The organism is Alysiella sp. (genome assembly GCF_030525755.1).
GTDB lineage: Bacteria > Pseudomonadota > Gammaproteobacteria > Burkholderiales > Neisseriaceae > Simonsiella.
The window spans coordinates 108360-133381 of sequence record NZ_JAUNEC010000001.1 but is presented as its reverse complement, the minus strand read 5'-3'; the positions used below and the strand labels follow the sequence as shown (position 1 = coordinate 133381).

Genomic DNA, 25022 nt, shown 5'->3' with positions numbered 1-25022 from the left:
TTCCTTTGGTAGCTTGTAAAAAAGAGTTAAACTATATTAATCTTTATGGTAAATCAATTCAATACCGTTTACACACTCATCAGGCTGCCTACAAATGTTTCAGGCAGCCTGATACAATTATGATTGTTCATGATTCTCAAATACTCGCTGTGGTGCTGCCTGAAATAAGGCAATACTTTGCAATAAGGCTGCTCGCGTGAGCAAATGCAAACGTTTTTCGTGTTCAATAAAGCCCCATTCGGCATTGATGTCCATCATGGTCAGCACAAAGCACTTTTGTTCAATCAGATAAACCACATCATACACATAACGCCCATCATCTGATGCACCTGCCAATAATTGTGACTGGGCGTAATCATTGGCATTGTCGGTATTGGGTTCGTTTTCAGGCAGCCTGTTTGTGGTTTGCCATATCGTCTTACTCATGATGAGGCTTTCAAAACATAGAGATGAGTTTGCTCTTTTTGGCGTGCAAATGCCAAATTATCGTTTGGGTCTGTGGCTTTGCGGTGTTGCGGACGGGTGCTGTAACACGATTCCACTTGCCAATTTGTTGCTGCAAAATACTGTTCTAATTCATTGGGTGTGCGTAAACCCAAATGTTCTGCCAAATCTGACATGATTAAGTATAAACGTCCGTTTACTGTCAAATGCGCTGCTGCGTGTTGCAACAGGGTTTTCAACATGGTGTGTTGTGGGTCATAAAGCGCGGTTTCAATATCGGAACTGGGTTTAGCAGGCAGCCAAGGGGGATTGCACACAATGACATCAACTTGACCTGCTGGCAATAAATCCTGTTCTAAGACGGTAATTTGACTGTTCAAATTCAAATTTTGCACATTGGCACGCGCACACGCAATCGCACGGGGATTGGTGTCGGTGGCGATAATATGGGCAATACCACGTTGTGCCAACAACATCGCCAAAATGCCGCTTCCTGTACCAATATCAAAAGCGGTTTGGGCATTTTCAGGCAGCCTGGCTTTCATGAGCAAATCCAAATATTCGCCACGCAAAGGCGAAAACACACCAAATGGTACATGGATATTACCGCCTAATGCGGCGATGAATACACCACGTTTATGCCACTCATGTGCGCCCACATAAGCAAGCAATTGATTGAATGGCAACAAAAAAGCTTTATCATCGCTTGCACCATAAACATCGTTTAAGGCTGCCTGAACATCGGGTGCGCGTGCCAAATCAATGTGGTAATTTGCCCCCACTTCCAATAACAACATATTGATGAACCGACTTTGTTGTGCTTGTGCCAAACGGTGTTTGTGAAAGGTTTCGGCTGGACTGGCACCTGTTTTGGCAGGTTTACGGACACGCTTTTTTAACGCAGCAAGCAACTGTTTGCCTTGATGAAAATCACCACGCCACAACACAGCCGTATCAGCATAAATGTGTTGCAATAATGTGGCAACACTGCATTGTGTCAATTCAATGATGCGTTTGGGCGGTTTTTGTGTACTGGCATTGCGATAAGGGGGGAAATCCGTCATGATAAAATCTCTTAATTGAGGCTGCCTGAAAAAAACCTGCGTTTTTCAGGCAGCCTGTTTTGCATACACCATGGTCAATTAAAGTGTAGAATACGCATTTTTCTTGCGTGCCCCAAACTTTTATTTCTGAATGCAACAAAATGAAACGAGCTGTTTTTTTGATGCCTTTAACCGTGTTACCTGCTTGTCTTTTATTGGCAGAACTGGCTTTTCAAACCGCAATGAATGTGCGCGATGCCTTGTCGCCCAGTATGCAAGCCTTGCCCAAAGATGGCTTGCCCGTTTCGCCTGAATTTGCTTTCAGTTGGATTCAGGCAGCCACAGGTGGCGGAATGTGGCTGATATTGGCTTGGTCGGTGTGGCGTGGCGTGGGTTTATTGCGTGGTAAAACCAAGTTAAACACCAGCTCAATCATGGCATTAGCCATTTTGCTGACTTTTGCTGCACCCTCAATTGGGCTGTGGTTTTGGACAATCGGCGATTTATTACAAGGGCGGTTCACGGTAGATTTGAGCAATCCTGCTTATGCTGTGTCTGCTTTTTGCCAACCGTTTTTATTGCTACTGGCTGTGGCAGCTTGGCGTACAGCATACACCACCCAACACCACAGTACTCATTTTTTATCGGACTGAATCATCATGCAGGCTGTTTTAAACATCATTGCTCCTGTTTTTGCCATTATTGCACTTGGCTATGCTGCCGTGCGTTTCAATTTAATTAACCGTGAACAAACCGCAGGTTTGGGGACATTTGTCATTCGCATTGGTATGCCTGCCTTGATTTTTCATGCTTTAACGGCACGCGGCTTGGGCGCAACCATCAATAATGCGTATTTATTGGCTTATATTGTTGCAGCCGTTTTGGGCTTTGCTTTGGGCTGGTTTGGCACATACAAATTCACAGGCAACCGTGCTTTTGCGGCACTCAATGGCATGGCTTTCGGTATGCCCAATTCGGGTTTCATTGGCTACCCCTTGTTGGCTATGGTTTTGGGTAATGAAGAAGCAGGTGGCTATTTTGCCATGAATGTGCTGGTAGAAATGATTTTGGTACTGCCTGCCTTGTTTATTTTATTGGACTTGGCAACAGGCAAAAACAGCAACATCACAACCACGCTCAAACGTATTATCTTCAATCTACTGAAAAATCCGATGATGCTGGCATTACTGGCAGGTTTATTGGTCAGCACATCAGGCATACCTATGCCCATTTTCATACAAAAAACCACTTCACTCTTGGCTGCTGCTACTTCACCTTTGGCTTTATTTGTTATCGGTGCAGGCTTATACGGACTGGCATTTCAAAGCAGCAATCGCCATTTACTTGCCATTGCTGCCATTCGCACCACTTTTTTTCCCTTATTGGTTTCAGGCAGCCTTTGGTTATTTGGTGCAGACAAACAAACCTTGTTTATTGGCACATTGATGTCGTGTGCACCCATTCCAACCACCTACGCCATTTTTGCACGAGAACACAATTTGGGTGCACAAACGGCTGCCATTGCTTTGGCAAGTACCTTGTTGTCGCTGCTGCCCATCACTTTGGTTTTGGTATTGTGGCATTAACAAGGTTGCCTGAACATGTTTCAAGCAGCTTGATAAGGGTCTGCAATGCCAATTTGTGCCAATAATTGGGTTTCCAAACGCTCCATGTCTTCAGCTTCATCGTCTTGAATGTGGTCAAAACCCATTAAATGCAAAGTACCATGAATGACCAAATGAGCGTAGTGGTGCACAGGATTTTTGCCTTGTTCTGCTGCTTCACGCGCAACAACTTGTGGACAAATGATTAAATCGCCACGCAAAATCACATCGTTTTCAGGCAGCCATACACCATCTTCATTATGGGCAAAACTCAATACATTGGTGGCATAGTCCTTGCCACGGTAATCACGGTTATAAGCACGCGCTTCGTCTTCATCCAATAACACCAACGCAATTTCTGCGCGGCGATAGTGGTTTTTCAGCGCATGCCAAATCCATTGATAAAACTGTTTTTCATTGGGTAAATCAGAAACACAGCTTTGATTTTCATAAACAAAATGAAAACGTTGTTTTTGCAGCTGCAAAAAAGGGAAATGTTTGCTTTGTTTTTTAACCATATTTTGTATCTTTAACGTGAGTTCGGGATAAGAAAATTGAAAATATCAAGAAAATAAATGATTTGTGGTGTGTTTCGGTACACACCATTTTCAGGCAGCCTAAGAACATCAATCCCAATCGTAATCCAATAAATCTTCGCGGGTCAGCAAAAACACAAATCCATCACCACCACTCGTTTCCAACCACATAAATGGCAATTCAGGGAAACAGGCTTGCAATTCATCACGATTGTGTCCAATTTCTACCAACAATACACCTTGTGGATTAAGCATTTCGGCGGCACGGCGCAGAATTTCACGCGTGGCATTCAAACCGTCTGCACCGCTGCCCAAAGATAATTCAGGTTCATGCAAATATTCAGCAGGCAAATTGTCAACAGATTCGGCATCCACATAAGGCGGATTGGACACAATCAAATCATACCCCCCTTCCAAACCTTCAAACATATCGGTGTGAATCAAATTGATGCGCTCATTCAGCCCATAATCTTCCACATTGATGGCAGCCACTTCCAAAGCATCTAAACTGATGTCCACCGCATCAATTTGAGCATCAGGATAATGATGCGCCATTTGAATTGCCAAACACGCGCTGCCAGTACACATATCCAAAGCACGATGCACCAACTCAGGATATTCAATCCAAGGCGTAAGCGGTTCACCCAATAATTCATACACAAAGGAACGTGGCACAATCACACGTTCATCCACATAAAAATCAAACTCACCCTGCCATGCCTGATGGGTTAAATACGCCACAGGAATGCGTTCTTCCACACGGCGGCGTATCAAAGATAACAATTCACGAAGTTCGCAATCCAGTAAACGCGCATCCAAATACGGTTCAAGTGTATCCAAAGGCAAATTGAGCGTATGCAATATCAGATATGCCGCTTCATCATGTGCATTGCTGCTGCCATGCCCAAACACCAGTTCGGCTTCATGAAAACGGCTAATGGCAAAACGCAACACATCACGCACGGTTTTCAGGCAGCCTTGCGCTTCAAAATACACGTCTACAGCAGACGAAACTTGGCTTTCATTTAACATAAAACCACACTAAATTAAAGTTATGAAAAAGCAATTATAACGAATGGGCGGCTGCCTGAAAAACCGTTATAATTTTGCGTTTCATTTTTCAACGAATTTTAAGGGTCTAACCATGAAAAAACACACTTTAACTTTAAGCATCTTGGCAACTTCATTGATGTTGGCAGCGTGCAATCAAAACACAGCAGGTACACCAACCGCCGCATCAGGTACACCCGCTGCTTCTGCTGCTTCCGCACCCACAGGCTTGGGCAGCGATGACAAACAGTTGAGTTATTTAATGGGCTACGAAATTGCCGCCCAAATGCAACTGGCACAACTGCAAAAAGCAGGTATTGAGTTGGATAAAAAAATCTTCATGGATGCCATGCAAGAGCAAATGGACGGTAAAACCTCTAAATTAAGTCCAGAACAAGCACAAACCTTAATGCAAAACATCGGTAAGCGCATGGACGAATTTGCCACCAAAGAAGCTGCTGCCGCCAGTGAAGCCAATGGCAAATTCTTAACAGAAAACAAAGCCAAAGAAGGGGTACAAACCACCGCTTCTGGCTTGCAATACAAAATCAATCAAGAAGGTACAGGCGCACAAGTCGCTTTGGGCGATTTGGTTAGCGTAGAATATGAAGGTCGCTTAACCGATGGCAGGGTATTTGACAGCACCAAAGAACATGGCGGACAAGCATTTGAAGTACCTTTGGCACAAGGCACAGTCATTCCTGGTTGGATTGAAGGCTTACAACTGATGAAAGAAGGCGGTGAATACACCCTTTACATTCCTGCCAACTTGGCTTACGGTGCAGCATCGCCCTCACCCAAAATTCCTGCCAATTCGGTTTTGGTATTTGACATGAAAATCACCAAAGTGGAAAAAGGCGGTGCGAAAAAAGTGTTGGAAGCACACCAAGCCGTTGCACCTAAAAAATAAAACTTGCCAAAGATTTTCAGGCTGCCTGAAACTTGGACAAACTTCATCTTTAAACAAAGGCGGACTTCATATCCGCCTTTTTTTCATGAGTGATACATAAAAATCTTTATAAACCCAAATGAGCAGATATGAAATTCACCCCTGCAAATTGAGTTTAGCCCCCGTTTCAGGCAGCCTATTTAAGCGTAACCATTCGGATTATTGGACTGCCAACGCCATGAATCCACCATCATTCGTGCCAAATCATGTTGTGCTGCCCACCCCAATTCAACCGCTGCTTTATGTGGGTTGGCATAACAAATAGCAATATCCCCTGCCCTGCGTGGCTTCAAAACGTAAGGCACTTTTTGTCCCGATGCCGCTTCAAAAGCACGCACAATATCCAAAACCGAATAACCTTTGCCCGTACCCAAATTGTAAATGTGTACGCCTGATTGTTTGGCTTTGGCATTCAAAGCTTTCAGATGTCCCAACGCCAAATCCACCACATGAATGTAATCGCGTACACCTGTGCCATCATGGGTAGCATAATCGCTGCCAAACACCGACAATTCAGGCAGCTTGCCTGCGGCAACTTGGCACACATAGGGCAATAAATTATTCGGTATGCCATTGGGTTGCTCACCAATTAAACCACTTTCGTGTGCGCCAATTGGATTGAAATAACGCAATACAATCACACTCCATTCTCGGTCAGCTGCCTGCAAATCCAGCATCATGCGTTCCATAATGTGTTTGGACATGCCATAGGGATTGGTAGTTGCCCCTGTTGGTGCGGTTTCGGCAATCGGGACGGTTTGAGGGTCGCCATAAACCGTAGCCGATGAACTGAACACAATGCTTTTAATACCTGCGTTTTGCATTTCTTCCAATAAAATCAGGCTGCCTGAAACATTGTTGTTATAATATACCAAAGGCTTTTGCACGCTTTCGCCTACGGCTTTAAGCGCCGCAAAATGAATGACACTCTCTATCTGATGCCGCCTGAAAATCAGTTGTAACAAGGCTCGGTCGCGGATATCGCCCTCATAAAATACAGGTCGGCTGCCTGTAATGCATGCCACACGATCTAGGACTTGGGATGATGAATTGGACAAATTATCCAAAATAATTGGATAGTGTCCTGCACTCATCAATTCAACAACTGTATGTGCTCCAATAAAACCTGTACCACCTGTTACCAAAATATTCATGATTTACGCTCCATTCAGAACCATTTAGGCTGCCTGAACGTTTCAGGCAGCCTTACAATTATAACAGTTGCTTATAAAGATAAGCAGCACAAATTCTTTTCTTTCACATACCACCAATATTACAATATAAGCCGTGCTATACTGATTGCGTAACCCACAACCGATAAAAGGAAAATCATGAATATCGCTAATAACATTACCGACTTAATCGGCAACACCCCTCTGGTACAACTGAATACATTAAGCAAAGACTTGCCTGCTCGCGTAGTGGCAAAACTGGAATTTTTTAACCCAGGCAGCAGCGTGAAAGACCGTATCGCCGCCGCCATGATTGAAGCAGCAGAACAAGCAGGCAAAATCAAAGCAGACACCATTATTGTTGAACCCACTTCGGGCAACACAGGCATTGGCTTGGCAATGGTTTGCGCCGCCAAAGGTTACAAACTGGTGATTACCATGCCCGAAAGCATGAGTAAAGAACGCCGTATGTTATTACGTGCTTTTGGCGCAGAGCTGGTTCTGACCCCAGCCGCAGAAGGTATGGCAGGTGCGATTGCCAAAGCAGAAGAGTTTGTGAAAAACAATCCTGAAACCTATTTCATGCCACAACAATTTGAAAACAATGCCAACCCAGAAGTACACCGCAAAACCACAGCCGAAGAAATCTGGCGTGATACCGATGGTCAAGTGGACATTTTTGTAGGTGGCGTGGGTACTGGTGGCACAATTACAGGTGTGGGCGAAGTGTTAAAAGCCAAAAAAGACAGCGTACAGGTTTTTGCTGTTGAACCCGAAGCTTCGCCCGTATTGAGTGGTGGTCAAAAAGGTCCACACCCCATTCAAGGTATTGGCGCAGGTTTTATCCCCCAAAACCTGAATACCACTATTTACGATGGTATCGTGCAAGTACCGAATGAAGCCGCATTTAAAACTGCTCGTGCAATGGCAGAAAAAGAAGGCATTTTGGTGGGCATTTCATCAGGTGCAGCCGTATGGTCAGCATTACAACTGGCAGCCAAACCTGAAAATGCAGGGAAATTGATTGTGGTCTTGATTCCATCTTACGGCGAACGTTATCTTTCTACACCTTTATTTGCCGATTTGGTTTAAGTATTCTGATTAAAACGTTTCAGGCAGCCTCGTTAGCACAACAGGCTGCCTGAAAACATTTATTTCTCTTGATAATTAAATCCATGCCCTGCTTGCTGGCGAAAACGCTGGCGCAATGCTTCCTCATTTTCAGCCCGACCATTGCGACAAACGGTTTCAAATATCACGTCTCGCACACGGTTCACATTTTTTTGCATCACACTCGCCGACCATTCAGTACGGCGTGGCTGAATCCAACGTTTGTTTACATTATCAGCAAAACCAAAAATTTTGCTTTTGTAGCCAGCAGGATTGAGCAAGCCTTCTTCACGTGTACACAATAAACCTTCGGCTGTGATGTTATCATTACCCAAAGCGGAACGGTTATTCAGCACATAACGTACGCTGCCATCGGGTACCATTTTTATGCTGTCCAACAAAATGCGTGCTTTACCTGAAAATGTAGCACTAATATACAAATCAAACCATGTCTCGTTTGTCAAACTGGGCACAGGTGGCAAAGGCATTTCGCTTTCCACGAACTCTTTTTCCACTTCATCACGCCCCAAATCATGAAAACGAGATGATTCTGCCATACTCATGCTGGCAGACACGAACCATACAATCCCCAACACAATTTTCATCATTTTCATATTTGCTCCCATTATTTTGGTTTTCAATACAACAAAAAGGGTTGGCAAACTGCCAACCCTAAAATTCCTATGGTGGAGGTAAGCGGGATCGAACCGCTGACCTCTTGCATGCCATGCAAGCGCTCTACCAACTGAGCTATACCCCCATAAACACACATTAGCGAATGAATTTCAACGCCAATTAAATCCAGCGCAAATTATGATGCTTTCCAGGCAATTTGTCAAACATTTATTTATGTTTTTAATGAATAAGGTGTTTTCAGGCAGCCTGCTACAATCAACACTTTTTCAAGAACCATCAGCCACAGGTGGAAAATAAGCTGCACACACTTCACCTACAATCCTCAATAATGCTTTTTGTAAACGGGTTTGCGCATGTTTAGCAGAAATCGCCAAAAACAAATGATTATCCAAAATGGGATTACGCAATGGCACAGCCTGAAACAGATTTTTCTTACTGAAATCCGATACTGCACGCGGCGAAAGAATGGCGTAGCCCATTTCTTCCGCCACCAATGCCAAAGTGGTTTCAATGCTGTCAATTTCCAGAACAATATTGTGTTTTTGATTCAAGCGTGCCATTTCTCGCTCAAATAAAGTGCGATAAGTATTGGGCGTACGCGGCATAATTAAAGGCAAAGTTGCCAGCAAATCCGCCGTAATGGGCTTATCTTTAGAAAACCGTGCGTCATTTACAGGTGCAATCAAATACAAATGTTCACGATTGATTAAACGGGTTTTCAATTCAGGATTATGTCCAGGATTATTCAACAATGCAACATGAATGCGCCCCAACTGCAACTGTTCCTGCAAATTTGCCGTTAGCCCTTCACTGATGCTAATCGAGGCATCAGGCAATTCCGCACGAAAATGTTTTACAATATCCACCGACAACAAACGGCTCACAGTAGGCGGCACACCCAATACGATACGTCCCGTAATTTTGCCGCTTGCAATGCTTAAATCTTCTTTAACTTGTTCAATTTGCTGGTCAATTTGACGACAATGACGCAACAAAGTACTGCCTGCTTCTGTCAGTTGCACACCTCGTCCATGCCGTATCAATAAACTGCGGCGCAACTCGGTTTCCAACTGGCGGATTTGGCGACTTAAAATAGGTTGCGCCACATTCAAATATTCCGCAGCACGGGTGTAACTACCTAACTCAGCTACATGCATGAAGTATTTAAGCTGTTTCAAATCCATGATTTCAATTCTGCCTTTCAGGCAGCCTATGATTTTATGTGGCTTTCTTCAAATCCCACAATTTCCAAACCAAAGCCTGTCAAGCCATTCATGGCAGAAGGCTTGCCCAATACGCGCATTTTACTCACTTTTAAGCCAGCCAAAATTTGTGCGCCTATGCCATAGGTTTTTCTGTCCCATTTTTTGATTTGAAAGCTGTTTTTGGGCAGGGTGCGTTCCAACAGAGCTGCGCCATCTTCGGTGCGGTGTAGCAAAATAATCACACCGCACTCGGCAGCCTGAATTTTGGCAAGTGCATCGGGCAAATGCCACGAGTGATTGGGGTCAAATTGAATGAAATCCAACGCGCTAAATGGCTCGTGTACGCGCACCAAAGTTTCGCTGGCTGTTTCGGGGTTGCCTTTGACCAAAGCCAAATGCGTGTCGCCATTGAGTTTATCCACGTAAACGTGTTGTTGAAAGTCGCCCCAAGGGGTCTGTACGGTGGTTTCGCCCATTTCTTCCAGCAAACTTTCATTGCGGCTGCGGTATTCAATCAAATCGGCAATTGTGCCAATTTTCAAGTCATGTTCGGCAGCAAATTTCATCAATTCGGGCATACGCGCCATCGTACCGTCATCGTTCAAAATTTCGCAAATCACACCTGCACCAGCCAAACCTGACATTTGCGCCAAATCTACGGCTGCCTCTGTGTGTCCTGCGCGTACCAAAACGCCGCCTTGTTGAGCGCGAAGTGGGAAAATATGACCTGGTTGCACAATGTCTTCGGGCTGCACATTGGGCGATACAGCTGTTTGAATGGTGTGTGCACGGTCGGCGGCGGAAATACCTGTTGAAATGCCATGCGCGGCTTCAATAGATACGGTGAAGTTTGTGCCATATTGTGCGCCATTTTTTTGCGTCATCATGGGCAAGCCGAGTTTATCTATCAGCTTGTTTTCCATAGGTAAACACACCAAACCGCGTGCATGTTTAATCATGAAATTGATGGCTTGTGGCGTAACAAATTGGGCTGCCATAACAATATCGCCTTCATTTTCGCGGTCTTCGGCATCGGTGATGATGACCATTTTGCCCGCTTTGATGTCGGCAATGATGTCGGATATGGGGGAAATTTGCATGATTTATTCCTGAAAATTTTTGTGCAATATTGTACGTGAAAATCAGGCTGCCTGAAAGTTATGCCCAATGAATGCACGACTTTTTTCAGGCAGCCTGAAACATTTTTTTAAGATAAAAATGGTGGTTTAAACATCATCTTCACGCGGTTTGATGAATTTCAAAAACAACACCAAAGACACAAAACCGCTTATCACACCCACCCACACCGACAAATCATAAGGCAGGTTGAAACCGATTTTCGCGTTCAAAATAAAGGCATTGCACACCATTGTCATGAACACCGCAGGAATGGTTGCCACCCAATGATTTTTGCGCGTGCTGTACAAATAAGCCGCCACCACCCACAAGGTAATCATTGCCGTGGTTTGGTTTGCCCAACTGAAATAACGCCACAAAATCTGAAAATCAATTTTGGAAATGATGAAACCCACCACAAACAAAGGCACAGAAATCATCAAACGTTTGTCCAAACTTTTTTGTTCCATGTTCAGCCATTCGGCAATCATCAAACGCGCGGCACGGAAAGCGGTGTCGCCCGAAGTAATCGGCAAAATCACCACACCCAAAACCGCCAAAATGCCACCAAACAAGCCCAACATGCCCACAGCCGAATCGTAAACCACTTTGGAAGGTGTACCCAACAAAGCCTCTTGGAAGCTGGCGGTGCTGTCGTAGAAACTCAATCCCACCATACACCAAATCAAGGCGATAATCCCTTCGGCAATCATTGCGCCATAAAAAATGAAACGCCCTTCTTTTTCGTTTTCAGAGCAACGTGCCATCAAAGGCGTTTGCGTGGCGTGGAAACCTGAAATCGCGCCACAGGTAATGGTTACAAACAATAAGGGGAAAATGGGGGCGTCTTTGGGGTGCAGGTTTTTGAAAAATTCAACAATGCCCACTTCCGACAAATTCAAAGTGCGGAAAAAGGGAATGTCGTTTACCACCAAGCCGTAGAACATGCCACACGTCATAAACAGCAGCAAACCGCCAAAAATGGGGTAAATGCGACCGATGATTTTGTCAATCGGCACAAGTGTGGCAATGATGTAGTACACGAAAATGATGACCGTCCAAATCACCAAAATATTGGCTTTGCTGGCTGAAACGCCTGCTTCATCGTTTACTGCTGCCGCGCCCACCGAACCTGCCGTCATCAAATCGGACGTGATGTTGGTCAGCAAAGACGCTGGGCTTGCCACAAACACCACGCCCACCAACACCAGCAACACCACCGACAACACATTCATAAAATGTTTAAATGAATTGCCCAAATATTTGCCTGCCAAATAGGGCACGTTTGCGCCACCATTGCGTATGCTCAACATGCCTGTTAAATAATCGTGTACCGCGCCTGCAAAAATACACGCAAACACAATCCACAACATCGCCACAGGCCCATACAATGCACCCAAAATGGGTGCCAAAAATGGGACCAGTTCCCGCAATGTTCAGCAACTGAATCAGCCACACGCGCTTTTTGGACATCGGCACATAGTCCACACCATCGGTCATGGAATAGGCTGGTGTTTGACGCTCGGGGCGAATCACGAAAATTTTTTCAATGACTTTGCTGTAAAAAAAGTAGCCCAACAACAGCAAAGCCACACAAATGAAAAACCACATCATTTTGAAAATCCTTTAATTTTTGTTTTCTGGGGAATGGGGTTGCGTTTCAGGCAGCCTGCGGTCAATGCGTTTGCCGTTTTCGTCAAATTGAATTTTCGGCACGCAACTGCGACAACCGCCCTGTTCCACGCCCATGTCTTTACAAAGCTGGTCGTAGCTGTTGAGCAATTTGCGCCAAAAACTGGGTTTTTCTTGTTCTGTTTCCGCCATATTCAGTCCTTAAGTTTTTAAAGTGAAAGGGAATCACAATATGCTTGGCAATTTTACAAAAATTAAAATTACAATGCAATTTCTTAACTTAAACTGCTGAACAAATCCAATCAAATATTTGAATATTCACTTTATTTTATGGTGAATTCATTAAAAAACAGGATACTCCGTGGTTATTTTATGGTTGTAGAAATGCAAATGTCATTCAAGGAGGGGCGACGCCGTAGTACTTTTCAATTCTGCGACTATTATCATCACGAACCACAATAACAAAAGCTGCCTGAAAAACCACAATGGCTTTTCAAGCAACTTTCTCAATCAAATGGCAATTACAGATAATGCACCGCCAAAATCTCGTATTCACGTACACCACCAGGTGCTTGCACTTCAGCAATATCGCCCTCTTCCTTACCAATCAAAGCACGTGCAATCGGTGAATTAATCGAGATTTTCAACAATTTAATATCCGCTTCATCATCGCCCACAATTTGATAGCGTACTTCGGCATCATTCTCCAAATCGGATAACACCACAGTTGCACCAAAAACCACCCTACCTTCTGCATGAATTTCTTTTGGGTCAATAATTTGTGCAAACGATAACTTGTTTTCCAATTCCGCAATCCTGCCCTCAATGAAACCCTGCTTCTCTTTTGCCGATTCATATTCCGCGTTTTCCGACAAATCGCCATGTGAACGGGCTTCGGCAATCGCAGCAATGATTTCAGGACGTGCCACACTTTTCAGATGCTGTAATTCTGCTTTCAGTTGCTCTGCACCATTTACGGTTAAAGGGATTTTTTGCATTGTGTTTCCTTATAGTGGAATTTAAGCGTTCAGGCAGCCTGATTTCAAAGGCTGCCTGAACGCTATCATATTTATTTAAAAATTTAATTCAAGAAAAAACAAACCACTGTATGTGGCTTGCCGTGTTCTCTAAAAACAGCGAGTATTGTACCAAACCAGCAAAAAAAGGCAATGCCAATACCATTATTTTCTTTATTGCAAATGCTGCATGCCCATGGTTTCCAAAAGAAAATTGGTAAATGCAGGGTTAGCAGGTTTTTGCTGCATACTAGACCAACGCTGCTGCCAACCTTTCAAGGCATTCTCCAAATAAGCACGCGCCTGTGCACTGGTCATACTGCCTCGCTGACTCTCCACTGCCGCATACTGATATACCTCATACACACTATCATCAACGCCATTACTGCCCACCAACTGCAAACGGTAACGGTTCAAATGCTGTGCTGCCTGAACTTTGGTCATACTGCCATTGCCAATTAAAGTTGTTAAACGCTGAGCTTCCGCACGGATTTTTGCCACATCAGTCCAATGACTGTTCGCCAAGCGGTATGACAAAACCGATGACTTTGGTGTTGCCACATCTGAACGAGACATATCCATCACGCCACAAGCCGCAACAGTCAATGCCAACAAAATACAAATAAAATGTTTTTTCATCACAATTTTTCCCAAATTCAACTGTTCATTTGACCAAACATAAACGTTACTTATCTTAACCGATTTTGCCTACGCAGGAAAGCCACTAGATAAAATGAATGGATTATTTAATATAAAGCATAGGTATCCGAAACACATCAGTTAAGCTGCCTGAAACGGTTTGGGGAAAATAATATCGCCCTGATTTTTTCGCCCAATAAACACCACACGACTGCGATTTTGCGGCACACCAAAATCCACTGCATTCAAAACTTTGCATTCCATTTGATAACCAAGATTTTGAAAATGCTCTATGATTTCTTGGCGTGTTTTGCCTGATTGATGGGTATAAAGCCGAGCCACATTTTCCATTACAAAAATTGGGGGGCAGTCAATTTAACCACTCGCACAAATTCTTTAAATAAGTGATTTCTTGGATCATCGGCAAAAGTCTGTCCGATTTTACCAGCCATAGAAAAGCCTTGACACAGAGGTCCACCAATCACAACATCTGCTTTTTGCCCTTTGAGTTTAGCAAGCAAATCATCATCGCTTAATTGGGTTAAATCTTTTTGCAAAACAGTATGATGGGGGAAATTATGGCGATAAGTTTCACAATAACTGGGTTCAATTTCTACCGAAAGAATTTGCTTAAAACCAGCTTGTTCAAAGCCAAGAGACAGCCCACCTGCCCCTAAAAATAAGTCTATGTAAGTTAAAGGCATAAATTATTCAACTCAAATACAACAAGGCTACCTGAAAAGCCTTTCACAACCTTTCAGGCAGCCTGAATTTTCAAATCAAATTAAATCAACGATTTAACCCAACCCTCAACACTCGCCAACGCCCCAGCCAGTTTCGCCACATCCGTGCCACCAGCCTGCGCCAAATCAGGACGACCGCCACCTTTGCCGCCCACTTGTTCCGCGACAAATTTCACCAAATCGCCTGCTTTCACCTTTTGTGTCAAAGGTTTGGATACGCCCGCGCACAATGCCACTTTGTCATCGTTCGCGCTTGCCAGCAACACGACAATATTGTCGCCTTTGCCCGTCAAATCGCCCACGATGTCGCGCAATGCACCTGCGTCCGCGTCAATTTGCGCCACCACCAAACGTGCCGCGCCCAAATCTTGCGCTTTGTTCAGCAATTTCGCGCCTGCATGTACCGCCAATTCGGTTTTGGCTGCCTGTAAAGATTTTTCCAAATCTTTCAAGGTCTTGGCATTGGCTTGGATTTTGCTCAACACGTCTTTCTCGCCTTGTGCTTTCACTTCGGCATAAATGTTTTTCAGCAAAACTTCTTGATTTTGCACAAATTCCACCGCTTTCATGCCTGTAATGGCTTCCACACGGCGCACGCCTGCCGCAATGCCGCTTTCGCTGATGATTTTGAACAAGCCGATTTCGCCCGTCCGTGCAACGTGCGTGCCGCCACACAATTCGGTGGAAAATTCGTCCATCATCACCACGCGCACAAATTCGCCATATTTTTCGCCAAACAACATCATTGCGCCTGTTTTTTGTGCGTCTTCCAACGACATGGTTTCCACTTTCACAGGCACGTTTTGCATAATGGCAAAATTGACTTTTCTTTCAACTTCAATGATTTGCTCTGCGGTCATCGCTTGGTTGTGGGAAATGTCAAAGCGCGTTAAATCGGCATTTTGCAAAGAACCTTTTTGTTCAACATGATTGCCCAATACTTCGCGCAAGGCTTGGTGCATTAAGTGGGTAACACTGTGATTTTTCGTGATTTGTTCACGAATGGCGTTGTTCACTTGTGCGGTAATGGTGTTGCCCACTTTCAGGCTGCCTGAAACCAATGTGCCGATGTGTCCAAACACGCTGGCTTTGATTTTTTGGGTATCTTTGACCTCAAATTGCACATTATTGGCAATTAAATTGCCCACATCACCCACTTGACCGCCACTTTCGGCATAAAATGGCGTTTTGTCCAACACGATGATGCCGTTTTCGCCATCGCGCAATTCGTTCACGCTTTCGTTGTCTTTGAAAATCGCCAAAACGGTGGCTTGTCCTTCGCGTTCGGTGTAGCCTGTGAATTGGGTTTCTGCGCCATCGTAGTGCAACTGCACGTTGGCTTTGAAGTTTTGGGCGGCACGGGCGCGGGCGCGTTGGGCTTCCATTTCGCGGTTGAAACCGTCTTCGTCCATTTCAATGTCGCGTTCGCGGCAAATATCGGCTGTTAAATCATAGGGAAAGCCGTAGGTATCGTACAATTTGAAGATGATTTCGCCGTCCAAACGTTTCAGGCTGCCTGAAAGCGTGTTTTCCAACAAACCCATGCCTTTTTCCAATGTTTCGCCAAAACGGGTTTCTTCGCCACGCAAAGCGTCCATGATTTGCGTTTGTTTTTCGCGCAATTCGGGGTAGGCATCGCCCATTTCTTGAACCAAATCAGGCACCAATTTGTAGAAAAACGGCTGTTTTTGACCCAATTTGTAACCATGACGCACGGCACGGCGAATGATGCGGCGCAACACATAACCACGCCCTTCATTGCTGGGCAACACGCCATCGGCAATCAAAAATGAGCAAGAGCGAATGTGGTCGGCAATCACTTTCAGGCTGGGTACGTCCATGCTGAATGGGGTGTGGGTTTCACGCGCCACCGCTTTGAGCAAATTTTGAAACAAATCAATCTCATAATTGCTGTGAACGTGTTGCAACACCGCCGCCATGCGCTCCAAGCCCATGCCTGTGTCCACGCTGGGTTTGGGCAAGGGGTGCATATTGCCCTGTTCATCGCGGTTGAATTGCATGAACACATTGTTCCAAATTTCAATGTAGCGGTCGCCATCTTCTTCCGCGCTACCGGGTACGCCGCCCCAAATGTGTTCGCCATGGTCATAGAAAATTTCGGTGCAAGGGCCGCAAGGACCTGTGTCGCCCATTTGCCAGAAATTGTCTGATGCGTAGCGACCGCCTTTGTTGTCGCCAATTCTGATGATTTTTTCGGCAGGCAAGCCGATTTCATTGTGCCAAATGTTGTAGGCTTCATCGTCTTCGGCATACACGGTGGCGAGCAATTTTTCTTTGGGCAGATTCAACCATTCGGGCGAAGTGAGAAATTCCCAAGCAAAATGAATGGCTTGTTGTTTAAAATAATCGCCAAACGAAAAATTGCCCAACATTTCAAAAAAGGTGTGGTGGCGCGCGGTGTAGCCCACGTTTTCCAAATCGTTGTGTTTGCCGCCTGCGCGTACGCATTTTTGGGCGGTGGTGGCGCGGTTGTAATCGCGTTTGTCAAAGCCGAGAAACACGTCTTTAAATTGGTTCATGCCTGCGTTGGTAAACAGCAAGGTAGGGTCATCGTGCGGCACAAGGCTGGACGATGAAACGATTTGGTGTCCTTTGGATTCAAAAAATTGCAGGAATTTTTGGCGGAGTTCGTTGGTGGTCATCATGGTTTGTTTAATATCCAAATTGAGAATGTGAAGTGGGTGTTTCAGGCAGCCTTATGATACGCATGGGCTGTCTAAACAGAAAATTACGCTTATTTTACCTGATTTTGGGATTTTAAACCTACTGTGCTTATTGCAACACATTACCCTTTTCAGGCAACCTGTGCATAAACATAATGCGTTGTTGTTCATGCCAAAAACCGTCTGGGCGTAACATGACTTGGGCATACAATCCCTGCCCCATTTGGGTTATGGCATCTCGTGTATGGGTTTGGTCGTAGGTGATGCGTGCGGGTGCAAGGTATTCATGGCGTTGCAAGGGGTAAAAACGGGCATCTTTGGCGAATTGTTGCCATTGTTGCTGATGCTGAAAATATAAGCCTGTCCATGCATTAAGTGGATATAAAGTGTGTTCAGGCAGGCTGCCTGAAAGGGTAAATGCCATGCCACGCGTGATGTTGGCACATTGTAATTTTTCTGCTTCTATGCCCATGTTTGTCAAAATGGTTTTTGCGACGGGGTGTTGTGATAATTGGCTTTGTTGCTGCATTTTGTGCTGTTTTGCCAATAAGGTATCACGCGGATTGAGACCAACCATGTTTTCAGGTTGTCCTGTTGAACTACCATAATATTTGCAAGTCAGTTCAACATGATGCAGACTACCTGAAAGTGCTACCACAAAATCCAATGCCCCCAAAGTTTGGCTGCCTGAAACAATGGGGAGGTTGTGTGCGATTAAAGTACTGTGTGGCGCATGAGTAAACCAAAATGCCAATAAATCTTCGGCATAATGTCCCAAATGGCTGTTTTGCGGCTGTAACAGTTTTTCAGGCAGCCTATTGGGTTCATCGTTGAGTTGCAACAGAAAACGGAAACCGTGTTTGCCAAGTAGTCGGCACACAGGCAATTCAATCTCACTGCGCCATAAAAGTGGGGCTGTGAGCAAGGTGGCAAGGGCGCGTATGGTGGGGTGTGTAAGTCGCCACCATAAAGCATCTAGGGCATAATTCATGGTACTTGTTGTTTTTCTGTGTTATTGTTTTCAGGCATCCTAATGAAATGATTGGCTGCCACAAATTCAGAACCTGTCTTCATAATCTTGGTAGATTGATTTTATTGGATTTTTTGAATATACAAGACAGATTTTATGCCAATAGCAAAACTATTGGCGTGAAAATCCAACGCAGTAGGCGCAGGAAAAGGCAATATAAAGTAATCTATCAAAGTTATGAATACAGGTTCTCAATATCCTGTTCATGGCTGCCTGAAACCGAAACTTCTATATCGCCAAATGTGCTGTGTTGCAACACGCGCACCAAACCTTCTTTGACCAATTCCAACAAGGCAATGAAATTGACTACCACATGCGCCACACCCAATTCAGGTTGGAATAAGGCAGAAAAACGGCATACTCCTGTTTGATTTAATTGACGCAATATCGCGCTCATGCGTTCGCGTACCGAAATGGCTTCTTGCACCACCGCATGACTTTTTTGATGTTTGGCACGCGACAAAATGTTCAGCCATGCTTGGCTTAAATCGGATAGTTGTACTTCGGGCAGTTTTTCCTGCACCGCCAACTCCAAAGGTAAATAAACCCATGCAAAATCACGTCCTGCGCGTGGTAAGTCGTCCAAATTTTGCGCTGCCAATTTCATTTGTTCATAAGCCAACAAACGGCGTACCAATTCAGCGCGTGGGTCGGCTTCTTCATCTTCTGATGCATTTTCAGGCTGCGGCAACAACAGACGTGATTTGATTTCAATCAAAACTGCCGCCATCAATAAATATTCAGCTGCCAAATCAAATTGATGCTTGTCCATTTCGGCAATATATGCCAAATATTGCTCGGTGATTTGCAGCATGGGAATGTCCAAAACATCGATATTCTGACGGCGGATTAAATACAACAACAAATCCAATGGACCTTCAAAGCTGTGTAACACCACTTTAAGTGCATCAGGTGGAATGAACAAATCTTGTGGCAAATCGGTAACGGCTTGACCAAAAATATAAGCAATCGTCATGGTAATGGTAAAAGACTTTCAGGCAGCCTATTGTGTCAAATCACAAGGCTGCCTGAAAACGTGTTTTAAAAAGTATAACCCGTTTCCAATTCGTCATCGCCGACCAGTTCCAACAACAGCGCGTAAAGTGGCGCAAGTTCAGAATAACGGCGTGTAGTACGGCGCAAATAATTGAGAAAACGCGGAATTTCGGAACGATATTTGTCTTTACCATCGCGGTACCACAAACGTGCAAAAATGCCTGCCACTTTCAAATGCCGTTGCACACCCATAAACTCAAACCATTTGTAAAACACATCAAATTGTGCGGGAACAGGCAAGCCTGCGACACGCGCTTTCTCCCAGTAACGAATGACCAAATCCAAAACAAATTCTTCTTCCCATTCAATAAAAGCATCACGCAATAAAGAAACCAAGTCGTAAGTGATTGCACCATAAAGTGCATCTTGAAAATCCAAAACGCCAGGTCTACCACGCGTAAGCATAAGATTACGCACAATAAAATCACGATGCACAAACACTTTTGGCTGGACTTCTATTTCAGGCAGCAAAGCATCTAAACCTTGTTGCCACAATTTGCGTTGGGCAAAATTCAGTGTTTTACCCAGTTCTTTCGCCACAAACCAATCAGGGAACAGGTTTACTTCGCGCAACAGGATTTCGCGATTGTATTCAGGTAGCACATTAGGCTGACTGGCTTGTTGCAAAATCACCAATTCATCAATAGCTTCCAACAACAGGGCTTTGTGTGCCGCTTCGCTGCTGTCGTGCTGCATGGCTTTAAGATACTGAATGTCGCCCAAATCACTTAAAACCATAAACCCTTGTTCGGCATCATGCGCCAAAATTTGCGGCACATTGAGCATGGCAAAAAGTCCTCGTACGCGCACATAAGGCTCGGTATTCATTTTATCGGGTGGCGCATCCATGCAAATTACCGTTTTACCATCGGCAAAAGTGGCGCGAAAATAACGGCGAAAGTCTGCATCGGCAGCAGCAAAATCAAGGGTAAAATTTTGATTGGGAAATTGGTTCGCCAACCATGTTTTTAATTGGTTTTCACGTTGCATAATCATAACGATGAAAAATAAATGAACATTCAGGCAGGCTGCCTGAAAATAAGGAAACTGCCTGAACCGCTCAAATGGCGCAGGCAGTTGAGAAAATGGGATTAACCACGTTTGGAATATGCGGCTTCCAGTTTTTCACGATTGGGTTCCAAATTGATGTTTGCCAAATCCGCTGCACGAATCAAGCTGTTGACTTCTACACCACGTTTGGTTTGGTTTAATGCCCACATCATTGCAGAACGTGTACCCGTACGGCAATATGCCAAAATGGGTGATGGCGAGTTGGCAATGGTTTCTTGGAACAAGCGCAATTCAGCATCGTCTATGCTGTCCATGGTAACAGGCATATAAATCACATTGCTGATACCACTATTATGCAACCATTGCTTTACGGTTTCAAAATCGGGCTGCCCTGCTTCTTCACCATCTGGGCGATTACAAATGACGGTTTGAATGCCATATTGTGCAGCGCGTTTTGCCAATCTTTCATCAAGTTGTTTGGAAACATACAGATAGTCGGCAATTTTTTCTAAAGGCATGATTGTTCCTTTTGAAATATGTTCAAAATACAAAGAAAGGATTTTAAAATTGGGTCGTTATTCTATCGGTAATTTTGCTCTGCATGTCTGATTTTACGCAATTTTTCTTTCAGGCAACCTTTGGGTGTGCAGCAAAAATACCTGCACACCCAAAGGTTGCCTGAAACCACTTACCGAGCTTATACCGTTTTTTTACTGGCAATGAACTGCAAAGCGACTTGATAACCAAATGTCCCTAAACCCACAATCACACCAACGGCTTTGTCTGACAAATAGGAATGATGACGGAATGCTTCGCGTGCGTGAACATTGGAAATATGCACTTCCACAAAAGGAATGGCAACCCCACCGAGCGCATCACGAATCGCCACACTAGTATGGGTATAAGCCCCTGCATTGATGATAATCCAGTCAATATTGCCCCGCGCTGCGTGAATACGGCTAACGATGTCGCCCTCATTATTGTGTTGAAAATGTTCAATTTCTATGCCCAACTGTACACCCAATGTATCCAATTTTGCACCCACATCAGCAAGGGTTTCCGCGCCGTAAATGTGCGGCTCACGCAAGCCGAGTAAATTGAGATTAGGTCCGTTAATTACGAGTACTTTCATGATGTCGTCTTTCTGTTTTGAGGTTGAAAATGGGTGTTTAGGCTGCCTGAAAATAGGTGGTACTTATTTTTGCCAAATGTGTTTTGGAATCATCACTTCGCCACGCATAATCAAACGTGCGGTACGCAACAAAGCTGCGCTGGCAACTTGTCCTTGTTCGTCCAGAGTCAAAGCCACGCTGAACTCGCCACTTGGGTGTTCCACAGAAAGTGTGGTTTTACTGTCTGAAATCTCGCCCAAAGCCGCCAAACCATCGGCAACTGTGCCTTTTAACACGCAAGCGGTAGCAATGGTAACTGCCGCCAATACACCTACGGCATCATGACAAACATGCGGAATAAAACAGCGCGTGTGTACGGCACCACCATGCAAAGGCTCTGCCAACAAACACATTTTAGGATAATTTTTTTCGCGTACATCGCCCAAACCCATTTTTTCAGCGGCCACCAAACGCAGGTTTTCCAATACGTTTTTCAATTCCATATCGGCATTTAAATCAGCAACACTTTCATAAGCCGTTCGGTTTACGTCTGCTGCACGCACCAAAACCATGGGCATGCCATTGTCAATACAAGTGGCTTCCAACCGACCGAAACCATTTAATTCAAACGTGTCCAACACATTGCCTGTGGGCAATAGGCTGCCTGCAACCGAGCCTGCAGTATCTAAAAATTGGATTTCAATCGGTGCGTTGGTATGCGGTACGCCATCAATGCGCGCATCGCCCTCATAGCTGATTTCGCCATTTGGCGTTTGTACGGTAATGTCCGCCAACATACCCGTGTTTAAAGTCAAAACACGCACGGTCGTGGTATCGCCTTGCGCCTGTATCAAGCCACGCTCCAAAGCAAATGGCACAACCGCCGCCAACATATTGCCACAATTTGGCTTGGTGTCCACTGTATCTTTTTCAGGTTGCAACTGGGCAAACAAAAATTCTAAATCCACGCCCACTTGTGTGCTTTTGCCCACCATGCCCACTTTACTGGTCAGCGAATGTGCGCCCCCCAAACCGTCAATTTGGCGTTTATCGGGCGAACCGATGGCAGCAAGCAAAACTTTATCGCGCAAAGCAGTGTCTTGTGGCAAATCTGCCATATCAAAAAACGGACCGCGTGATGTCCCACCACGCATAAACAGGCAAGGTAACGCCGTTTGTGAAGCCATTTCATTTGTCCTTTTGCTCAATTTGTGTCAATTTGCTGTGATTATTGCGTTAAAATGAAGCGCTGTGAATGCAGCTTGCTCAACTATCAGTTATAGCAAAAACGTATTGATGATTTCAGGCTGCCTGAATCTGATGTTTCTATCCCACCACCAACAAGGAAAACACATGAAAGCCCAAACCCTGCGTTACACCGTTCACAACACCGAATTTTACAGCCACCTTTGCTTACCTGAAAACATCAATGGCAAACTGCCTGCCATACTGGTTTTTCCAGAGTGGTGGGGATTGAGTGAACACGCTAAAAACAGTGCAGCACGTTTAGCAGAACACGGTTACATCGCTCTTGCGGTAGACTTATACGGCAATGCGGTTTTAACCGACCAAGCCAGCCAAGCTGCACAAATGATGAATGACACTTTGTCCAACCCAACAATTTTGCTGGAGCGCACCGAAGCCGCTTTAACACAATTACAAAAGCTGCCTGAAACCGATGCCACACGCATTGCAGCAATTGGCTTTTGTTTTGGTGGTCGTGTTGCGCTGGATATGGCACGACGTGGCGCAGCAATCCATGCTGTTACCAGTTTTCACGGCAATTTAATCCCACAAGTAGCACGCGCCCAAAAAGGCAAAATTCAGGCAACCATTTTGGTGGAACACGGTGGCAAAGACACTTTGGTCAGCGCGGAACATGTAGCAGATTTTCGCGCTGAAATGGACACAGCAGGCGCAAAATACCATGTGGATATATTCCCCGAAGCACATCACGGTTTCACCAACCCACAAGCTACCGCCAATGGCGAGAAAAATGGCGTGGATTTGGCTTATGACCAACAAGCGGCAACACAATCATGGGCAAATATGTTGGCATTTTTGCAAAATGAATTGTAAGTTATTGGGTACATGATATGGGCGGCTTGGGATAAGAAAATGAAAAAAAATACCATGAAAATAAATGGTTGAGATAATTTCTTATCCCAAACACATATTACGTTAAAGGCTGCCTGAAAACATTTGAAATTTTCAGGCAGCCTTTCTTTTGTTTATTTGAATATGTGTTCCAGAATGAATGATTAACCTTCCAACTGTTTTTCCAGTTCGCCCAAGACTTTGTAGCAGTTAATCACGCTTTCTACGCTGGAATTGGGTTGGCGACCTTCGCGGATGGCGGCGAAGAATTCGCGGTCTTGCAACTCGATGCCGTTCATGGAAACTGCCACTTTGCTGACATCAATCGGCTCTTCTTTGCCGTTTACCAAATCGTCATAACGGGCGATGTAGGTGCCGTTGTCGCAGATGTAGCGGAAGAAGGTACCGAGCGGACCGTCGTTGTTGAACGACAGCGACAAGGTACAAATCGCACCGTTTTCGGCTTGCAATTGAATAGACATGTCCATCGCAATGCCCAAAACAGGGTGTTTGGGGCCTTGAATGGCGTTGGCTTTGACCACTTTGCTGCCAGTTTGGTATTGGAACAAATCCACGGTGTGCGCGGCATGGTGCCACAGCAAATGGTCGGTCCAAGAACGGGCTTCGCCTTTGGCGTTGGTGTTGGTGCGGCGGAAGAAGTAGGTTTGTACATCCATTTGCTGAATGTTCAATTCGCCTGCCTGAATTTTGTTGTGCACCCATTGGTGACTGGGGTTGAAGCGGCGGGTGTGGCCGACCATGGCAACCAAGCCGGTTTCTTTTTGTACGCGCAAGACTTCTTCGGCATCTTTCCAAGAATCCGCCAATGGGATTTCCACTTGGACGTGTTTGCCTGCTTTCAAGCATTGCAAGGTTTGTGCGGCGTGCATTTGAGTTGGGGTACACAAAATCACGGCATCCAATTCAGGCAACGCGAGTGCGTCTGCCAAATCGGTGGTAACGAAGCCGATGCCGTATTTGTCGGCTACGGTTTGGGTTTTGGCCTGTTCGCGGCCAATCAGGGCGATGACTTCGACATCGGGAATGTTTTTGATGCCGTCTAAATGTTTTTCGCCGAACGCGCCTGCGCCTGCAAGGGCGACTTTGATGGTTTTGCTCATGTTTTTCCTGTTATTC

At 45.0% G+C, this 25022-nt stretch carries 25 protein-coding genes, 1 tRNA gene and 2 pseudogenes; 5 read left to right on the top strand and 23 right to left on the bottom strand.

Going from position 1 to position 25022, the window contains the following annotated elements; all coding sequences use genetic code 11:
* Positions 1 to 117 precede the first annotated feature (117 nt).
* A complete protein-coding gene (locus tag Q4B82_RS00640) occupies positions 118 to 426 on the bottom strand; it encodes a hypothetical protein (protein WP_303064486.1) in 309 nt (102 codons plus the stop codon).
* Complete coding sequence (locus Q4B82_RS00635) at positions 423 to 1508, bottom strand: class I SAM-dependent methyltransferase (RefSeq protein WP_303064485.1); 1086 nt, start codon at positions 1506 to 1508, stop codon at positions 423 to 425. The genes Q4B82_RS00640 and Q4B82_RS00635 overlap by 4 nt, the downstream gene beginning before the upstream one ends.
* A gap of 140 nt (positions 1509 to 1648) precedes the next feature.
* On the opposite strand from Q4B82_RS00635, the gene Q4B82_RS00630 reads away from it, so the two are divergent.
* Both Q4B82_RS00630 and Q4B82_RS00625 read left to right on the top strand, forming a co-directional pair.
* Positions 1649 to 2140, top strand: a complete 492-nt coding sequence (locus tag Q4B82_RS00630; protein WP_303064484.1) for a hypothetical protein — start codon at positions 1649 to 1651, stop codon at positions 2138 to 2140.
* A gap of 6 nt (positions 2141 to 2146) precedes the next feature.
* Positions 2147 to 3073, top strand: coding sequence for an AEC family transporter (locus Q4B82_RS00625; RefSeq protein ID WP_303064483.1), 927 nt, complete (start codon positions 2147 to 2149; stop codon positions 3071 to 3073).
* Positions 3074 to 3093: 20 nt separating this feature from the next.
* Here the strand turns inward: Q4B82_RS00625 and ybeY are convergent, their stop codons facing one another.
* Positions 3094 to 3609 carry an rRNA maturation RNase YbeY gene (ybeY, locus tag Q4B82_RS00620; protein WP_303064482.1) on the bottom strand — a complete coding sequence of 172 codons (516 nt, stop codon included), beginning with the start codon at positions 3607 to 3609 and terminating at the stop codon, positions 3094 to 3096.
* Between the two features lie 108 nt (positions 3610 to 3717).
* Positions 3718 to 4659 (bottom strand): 50S ribosomal protein L3 N(5)-glutamine methyltransferase, encoded by a 942-nt coding sequence (gene prmB, locus Q4B82_RS00615; RefSeq protein ID WP_303064481.1) that lies wholly within the window; start codon positions 4657 to 4659, stop codon positions 3718 to 3720.
* 112 nt (positions 4660 to 4771) lie between these two features.
* Between prmB and Q4B82_RS00610 the strand changes: the two genes are divergently transcribed.
* Positions 4772 to 5587, top strand: a complete 816-nt coding sequence (locus tag Q4B82_RS00610; protein WP_303064480.1) for an FKBP-type peptidyl-prolyl cis-trans isomerase — start codon at positions 4772 to 4774, stop codon at positions 5585 to 5587.
* Positions 5588 to 5766: 179 nt separating this feature from the next.
* Here Q4B82_RS00610 and galE read toward each other — a convergent pair whose 3' ends face one another.
* Positions 5767 to 6780, bottom strand: a complete 1014-nt coding sequence (gene galE, locus Q4B82_RS00605; RefSeq protein ID WP_303064479.1) for a UDP-glucose 4-epimerase GalE — start codon at positions 6778 to 6780, stop codon at positions 5767 to 5769.
* Between the two features lie 177 nt (positions 6781 to 6957).
* Here galE and cysK point away from each other — a divergent pair, with 177 nt between their 5' ends.
* Positions 6958 to 7890: a cysteine synthase A gene (gene cysK / locus Q4B82_RS00600; protein ID WP_303064478.1), complete on the top strand. Its 933-nt coding sequence runs from the start codon at positions 6958 to 6960 to the stop codon at positions 7888 to 7890.
* 59 nt (positions 7891 to 7949) lie between these two features.
* Here the strand turns inward: cysK and Q4B82_RS00595 are convergent, their stop codons facing one another.
* The 17 genes and pseudogenes from Q4B82_RS00595 to Q4B82_RS00520 form a co-directional block, all read right to left on the bottom strand.
* Complete coding sequence (locus Q4B82_RS00595; RefSeq protein WP_303064477.1) at positions 7950 to 8522, bottom strand: CNP1-like family protein; 573 nt, start codon at positions 8520 to 8522, stop codon at positions 7950 to 7952.
* 70 nt (positions 8523 to 8592) lie between these two features.
* Positions 8593 to 8668, bottom strand: a tRNA-Ala gene (locus Q4B82_RS00590).
* Positions 8669 to 8810: 142 nt separating this feature from the next.
* A complete protein-coding gene (locus tag Q4B82_RS00585; protein WP_303064476.1) occupies positions 8811 to 9728 on the bottom strand; it encodes a LysR family transcriptional regulator in 918 nt (305 codons plus the stop codon).
* Between the two features lie 26 nt (positions 9729 to 9754).
* The gene (gene ribBA / locus Q4B82_RS00580) at positions 9755 to 10849 is read right to left on the bottom strand and encodes a bifunctional 3,4-dihydroxy-2-butanone-4-phosphate synthase/GTP cyclohydrolase II (protein ID WP_303064475.1); all 1095 of its coding nucleotides are present in this window, start codon (positions 10847 to 10849) and stop codon (positions 9755 to 9757) included.
* A gap of 126 nt (positions 10850 to 10975) precedes the next feature.
* Positions 10976 to 12298, bottom strand: a complete 1323-nt coding sequence (locus Q4B82_RS00575) for a carbon starvation protein A (RefSeq protein WP_303064474.1) — start codon at positions 12296 to 12298, stop codon at positions 10976 to 10978.
* Between the two features lie 46 nt (positions 12299 to 12344).
* Positions 12345 to 12476, bottom strand: a pseudogene (locus Q4B82_RS09485) (carbon starvation CstA family protein); the annotation flags it as partial.
* 15 nt (positions 12477 to 12491) lie between these two features.
* The gene (locus Q4B82_RS00570) at positions 12492 to 12689 is read right to left on the bottom strand and encodes a DUF5363 domain-containing protein (RefSeq protein ID WP_303064473.1); all 198 of its coding nucleotides are present in this window, start codon (positions 12687 to 12689) and stop codon (positions 12492 to 12494) included.
* A 329-nt stretch (positions 12690 to 13018) separates the two neighbouring features.
* Positions 13019 to 13495: a transcription elongation factor GreA gene (gene greA, locus Q4B82_RS00565; protein ID WP_303064472.1), complete on the bottom strand. Its 477-nt coding sequence runs from the start codon at positions 13493 to 13495 to the stop codon at positions 13019 to 13021.
* A gap of 192 nt (positions 13496 to 13687) precedes the next feature.
* A complete protein-coding gene (locus Q4B82_RS00560; RefSeq protein ID WP_303064503.1) occupies positions 13688 to 14095 on the bottom strand; it encodes a hypothetical protein in 408 nt (135 codons plus the stop codon).
* Between the two features lie 207 nt (positions 14096 to 14302).
* Positions 14303 to 14856, bottom strand: a pseudogene (locus Q4B82_RS00555) (DNA cytosine methyltransferase); the annotation flags it as partial.
* An 80-nt stretch (positions 14857 to 14936) separates the two neighbouring features.
* A complete protein-coding gene (alaS, locus tag Q4B82_RS00550; RefSeq protein ID WP_303064502.1) occupies positions 14937 to 17558 on the bottom strand; it encodes an alanine--tRNA ligase in 2622 nt (873 codons plus the stop codon).
* Positions 17559 to 17688: 130 nt separating this feature from the next.
* Positions 17689 to 18570 (bottom strand): DUF1853 family protein, encoded by an 882-nt coding sequence (locus tag Q4B82_RS00545; RefSeq protein ID WP_303064471.1) that lies wholly within the window; start codon positions 18568 to 18570, stop codon positions 17689 to 17691.
* A 214-nt stretch (positions 18571 to 18784) separates the two neighbouring features.
* Positions 18785 to 19585 (bottom strand): ScpA family protein, encoded by an 801-nt coding sequence (locus Q4B82_RS00540; RefSeq protein ID WP_303064470.1) that lies wholly within the window; start codon positions 19583 to 19585, stop codon positions 18785 to 18787.
* A 65-nt stretch (positions 19586 to 19650) separates the two neighbouring features.
* Positions 19651 to 20655 carry an N-acetylmuramate/N-acetylglucosamine kinase AmgK gene (gene amgK / locus Q4B82_RS00535; protein WP_303064469.1) on the bottom strand — a complete coding sequence of 335 codons (1005 nt, stop codon included), beginning with the start codon at positions 20653 to 20655 and terminating at the stop codon, positions 19651 to 19653.
* Between the two features lie 101 nt (positions 20656 to 20756).
* Positions 20757 to 21194, bottom strand: a complete 438-nt coding sequence (locus Q4B82_RS00530) for a TIGR01244 family sulfur transferase (protein WP_303064468.1) — start codon at positions 21192 to 21194, stop codon at positions 20757 to 20759.
* Between the two features lie 179 nt (positions 21195 to 21373).
* Positions 21374 to 21808: a type II 3-dehydroquinate dehydratase gene (gene aroQ, locus Q4B82_RS00525; protein ID WP_303064467.1), complete on the bottom strand. Its 435-nt coding sequence runs from the start codon at positions 21806 to 21808 to the stop codon at positions 21374 to 21376.
* Between the two features lie 63 nt (positions 21809 to 21871).
* A complete protein-coding gene (locus Q4B82_RS00520; protein WP_303064466.1) occupies positions 21872 to 22975 on the bottom strand; it encodes a 4-oxalomesaconate tautomerase in 1104 nt (367 codons plus the stop codon).
* 166 nt (positions 22976 to 23141) lie between these two features.
* On the opposite strand from Q4B82_RS00520, the gene Q4B82_RS00515 reads away from it, so the two are divergent.
* Complete coding sequence (locus Q4B82_RS00515) at positions 23142 to 23867, top strand: dienelactone hydrolase family protein (protein ID WP_303064465.1); 726 nt, start codon at positions 23142 to 23144, stop codon at positions 23865 to 23867.
* 182 nt (positions 23868 to 24049) lie between these two features.
* Here the strand turns inward: Q4B82_RS00515 and Q4B82_RS00510 are convergent, their stop codons facing one another.
* Positions 24050 to 25006 carry a Gfo/Idh/MocA family oxidoreductase gene (locus Q4B82_RS00510; RefSeq protein ID WP_303064464.1) on the bottom strand — a complete coding sequence of 319 codons (957 nt, stop codon included), beginning with the start codon at positions 25004 to 25006 and terminating at the stop codon, positions 24050 to 24052.
* Positions 25007 to 25022: the final 16 nt, after the last annotated feature.

Excerpts from the sequence above, each read along its gene's own strand:
- Q4B82_RS00520 (WP_303064466.1), bottom strand. The coding sequence starts at position 22,975 with ATGGCTTCACAAACGGCGTTACCTTGCCTGTTTATGCGTGGTGGGACA.
- Q4B82_RS00515 (WP_303064465.1), top strand. The coding sequence starts at position 23,142 with ATGAAAGCCCAAACCCTGCGTTACACCGTTCACAACACCGAATTTTAC.
- ybeY (WP_303064482.1), bottom strand. The coding sequence starts at position 3,609 with ATGGTTAAAAAACAAAGCAAACATTTCCCTTTTTTGCAGCTGCAAAAA.
- Q4B82_RS00530 (WP_303064468.1), bottom strand. The coding sequence starts at position 21,194 with ATGCCTTTAGAAAAAATTGCCGACTATCTGTATGTTTCCAAACAACTT.
- Q4B82_RS00610 (WP_303064480.1), top strand. The coding sequence starts at position 4,772 with ATGAAAAAACACACTTTAACTTTAAGCATCTTGGCAACTTCATTGATG.
- alaS (WP_303064502.1), bottom strand. The coding sequence starts at position 17,558 with ATGACCACCAACGAACTCCGCCAAAAATTCCTGCAATTTTTTGAATCC.
- Q4B82_RS00595 (WP_303064477.1), bottom strand. The coding sequence starts at position 8,522 with ATGAAAATGATGAAAATTGTGTTGGGGATTGTATGGTTCGTGTCTGCC.
- cysK (WP_303064478.1), top strand. The coding sequence starts at position 6,958 with ATGAATATCGCTAATAACATTACCGACTTAATCGGCAACACCCCTCTG.
- Q4B82_RS00585 (WP_303064476.1), bottom strand. The coding sequence starts at position 9,728 with ATGGATTTGAAACAGCTTAAATACTTCATGCATGTAGCTGAGTTAGGT.
- galE (WP_303064479.1), bottom strand. The coding sequence starts at position 6,780 with ATGAATATTTTGGTAACAGGTGGTACAGGTTTTATTGGAGCACATACA.
- Q4B82_RS00630 (WP_303064484.1), top strand. The coding sequence starts at position 1,649 with ATGAAACGAGCTGTTTTTTTGATGCCTTTAACCGTGTTACCTGCTTGT.
- Q4B82_RS00510 (WP_303064464.1), bottom strand. The coding sequence starts at position 25,006 with ATGAGCAAAACCATCAAAGTCGCCCTTGCAGGCGCAGGCGCGTTCGGC.
- ribBA (WP_303064475.1), bottom strand. The coding sequence starts at position 10,849 with ATGCAAATTTCCCCCATATCCGACATCATTGCCGACATCAAAGCGGGC.
- Q4B82_RS00635 (WP_303064485.1), bottom strand. The coding sequence starts at position 1,508 with ATGACGGATTTCCCCCCTTATCGCAATGCCAGTACACAAAAACCGCCC.
- Q4B82_RS00570 (WP_303064473.1), bottom strand. The coding sequence starts at position 12,689 with ATGGCGGAAACAGAACAAGAAAAACCCAGTTTTTGGCGCAAATTGCTC.
- prmB (WP_303064481.1), bottom strand. The coding sequence starts at position 4,659 with ATGTTAAATGAAAGCCAAGTTTCGTCTGCTGTAGACGTGTATTTTGAA.
- amgK (WP_303064469.1), bottom strand. The coding sequence starts at position 20,655 with ATGCAACGTGAAAACCAATTAAAAACATGGTTGGCGAACCAATTTCCC.
- Q4B82_RS00625 (WP_303064483.1), top strand. The coding sequence starts at position 2,147 with ATGCAGGCTGTTTTAAACATCATTGCTCCTGTTTTTGCCATTATTGCA.
- Q4B82_RS00640 (WP_303064486.1), bottom strand. The coding sequence starts at position 426 with ATGAGTAAGACGATATGGCAAACCACAAACAGGCTGCCTGAAAACGAA.
- aroQ (WP_303064467.1), bottom strand. The coding sequence starts at position 21,808 with ATGAAAGTACTCGTAATTAACGGACCTAATCTCAATTTACTCGGCTTG.
- Q4B82_RS00540 (WP_303064470.1), bottom strand. The coding sequence starts at position 19,585 with ATGACGATTGCTTATATTTTTGGTCAAGCCGTTACCGATTTGCCACAA.
- greA (WP_303064472.1), bottom strand. The coding sequence starts at position 13,495 with ATGCAAAAAATCCCTTTAACCGTAAATGGTGCAGAGCAACTGAAAGCA.
- Q4B82_RS00545 (WP_303064471.1), bottom strand. The coding sequence starts at position 18,570 with ATGAATTATGCCCTAGATGCTTTATGGTGGCGACTTACACACCCCACC.
- Q4B82_RS00560 (WP_303064503.1), bottom strand. The coding sequence starts at position 14,095 with ATGGATATGTCTCGTTCAGATGTGGCAACACCAAAGTCATCGGTTTTG.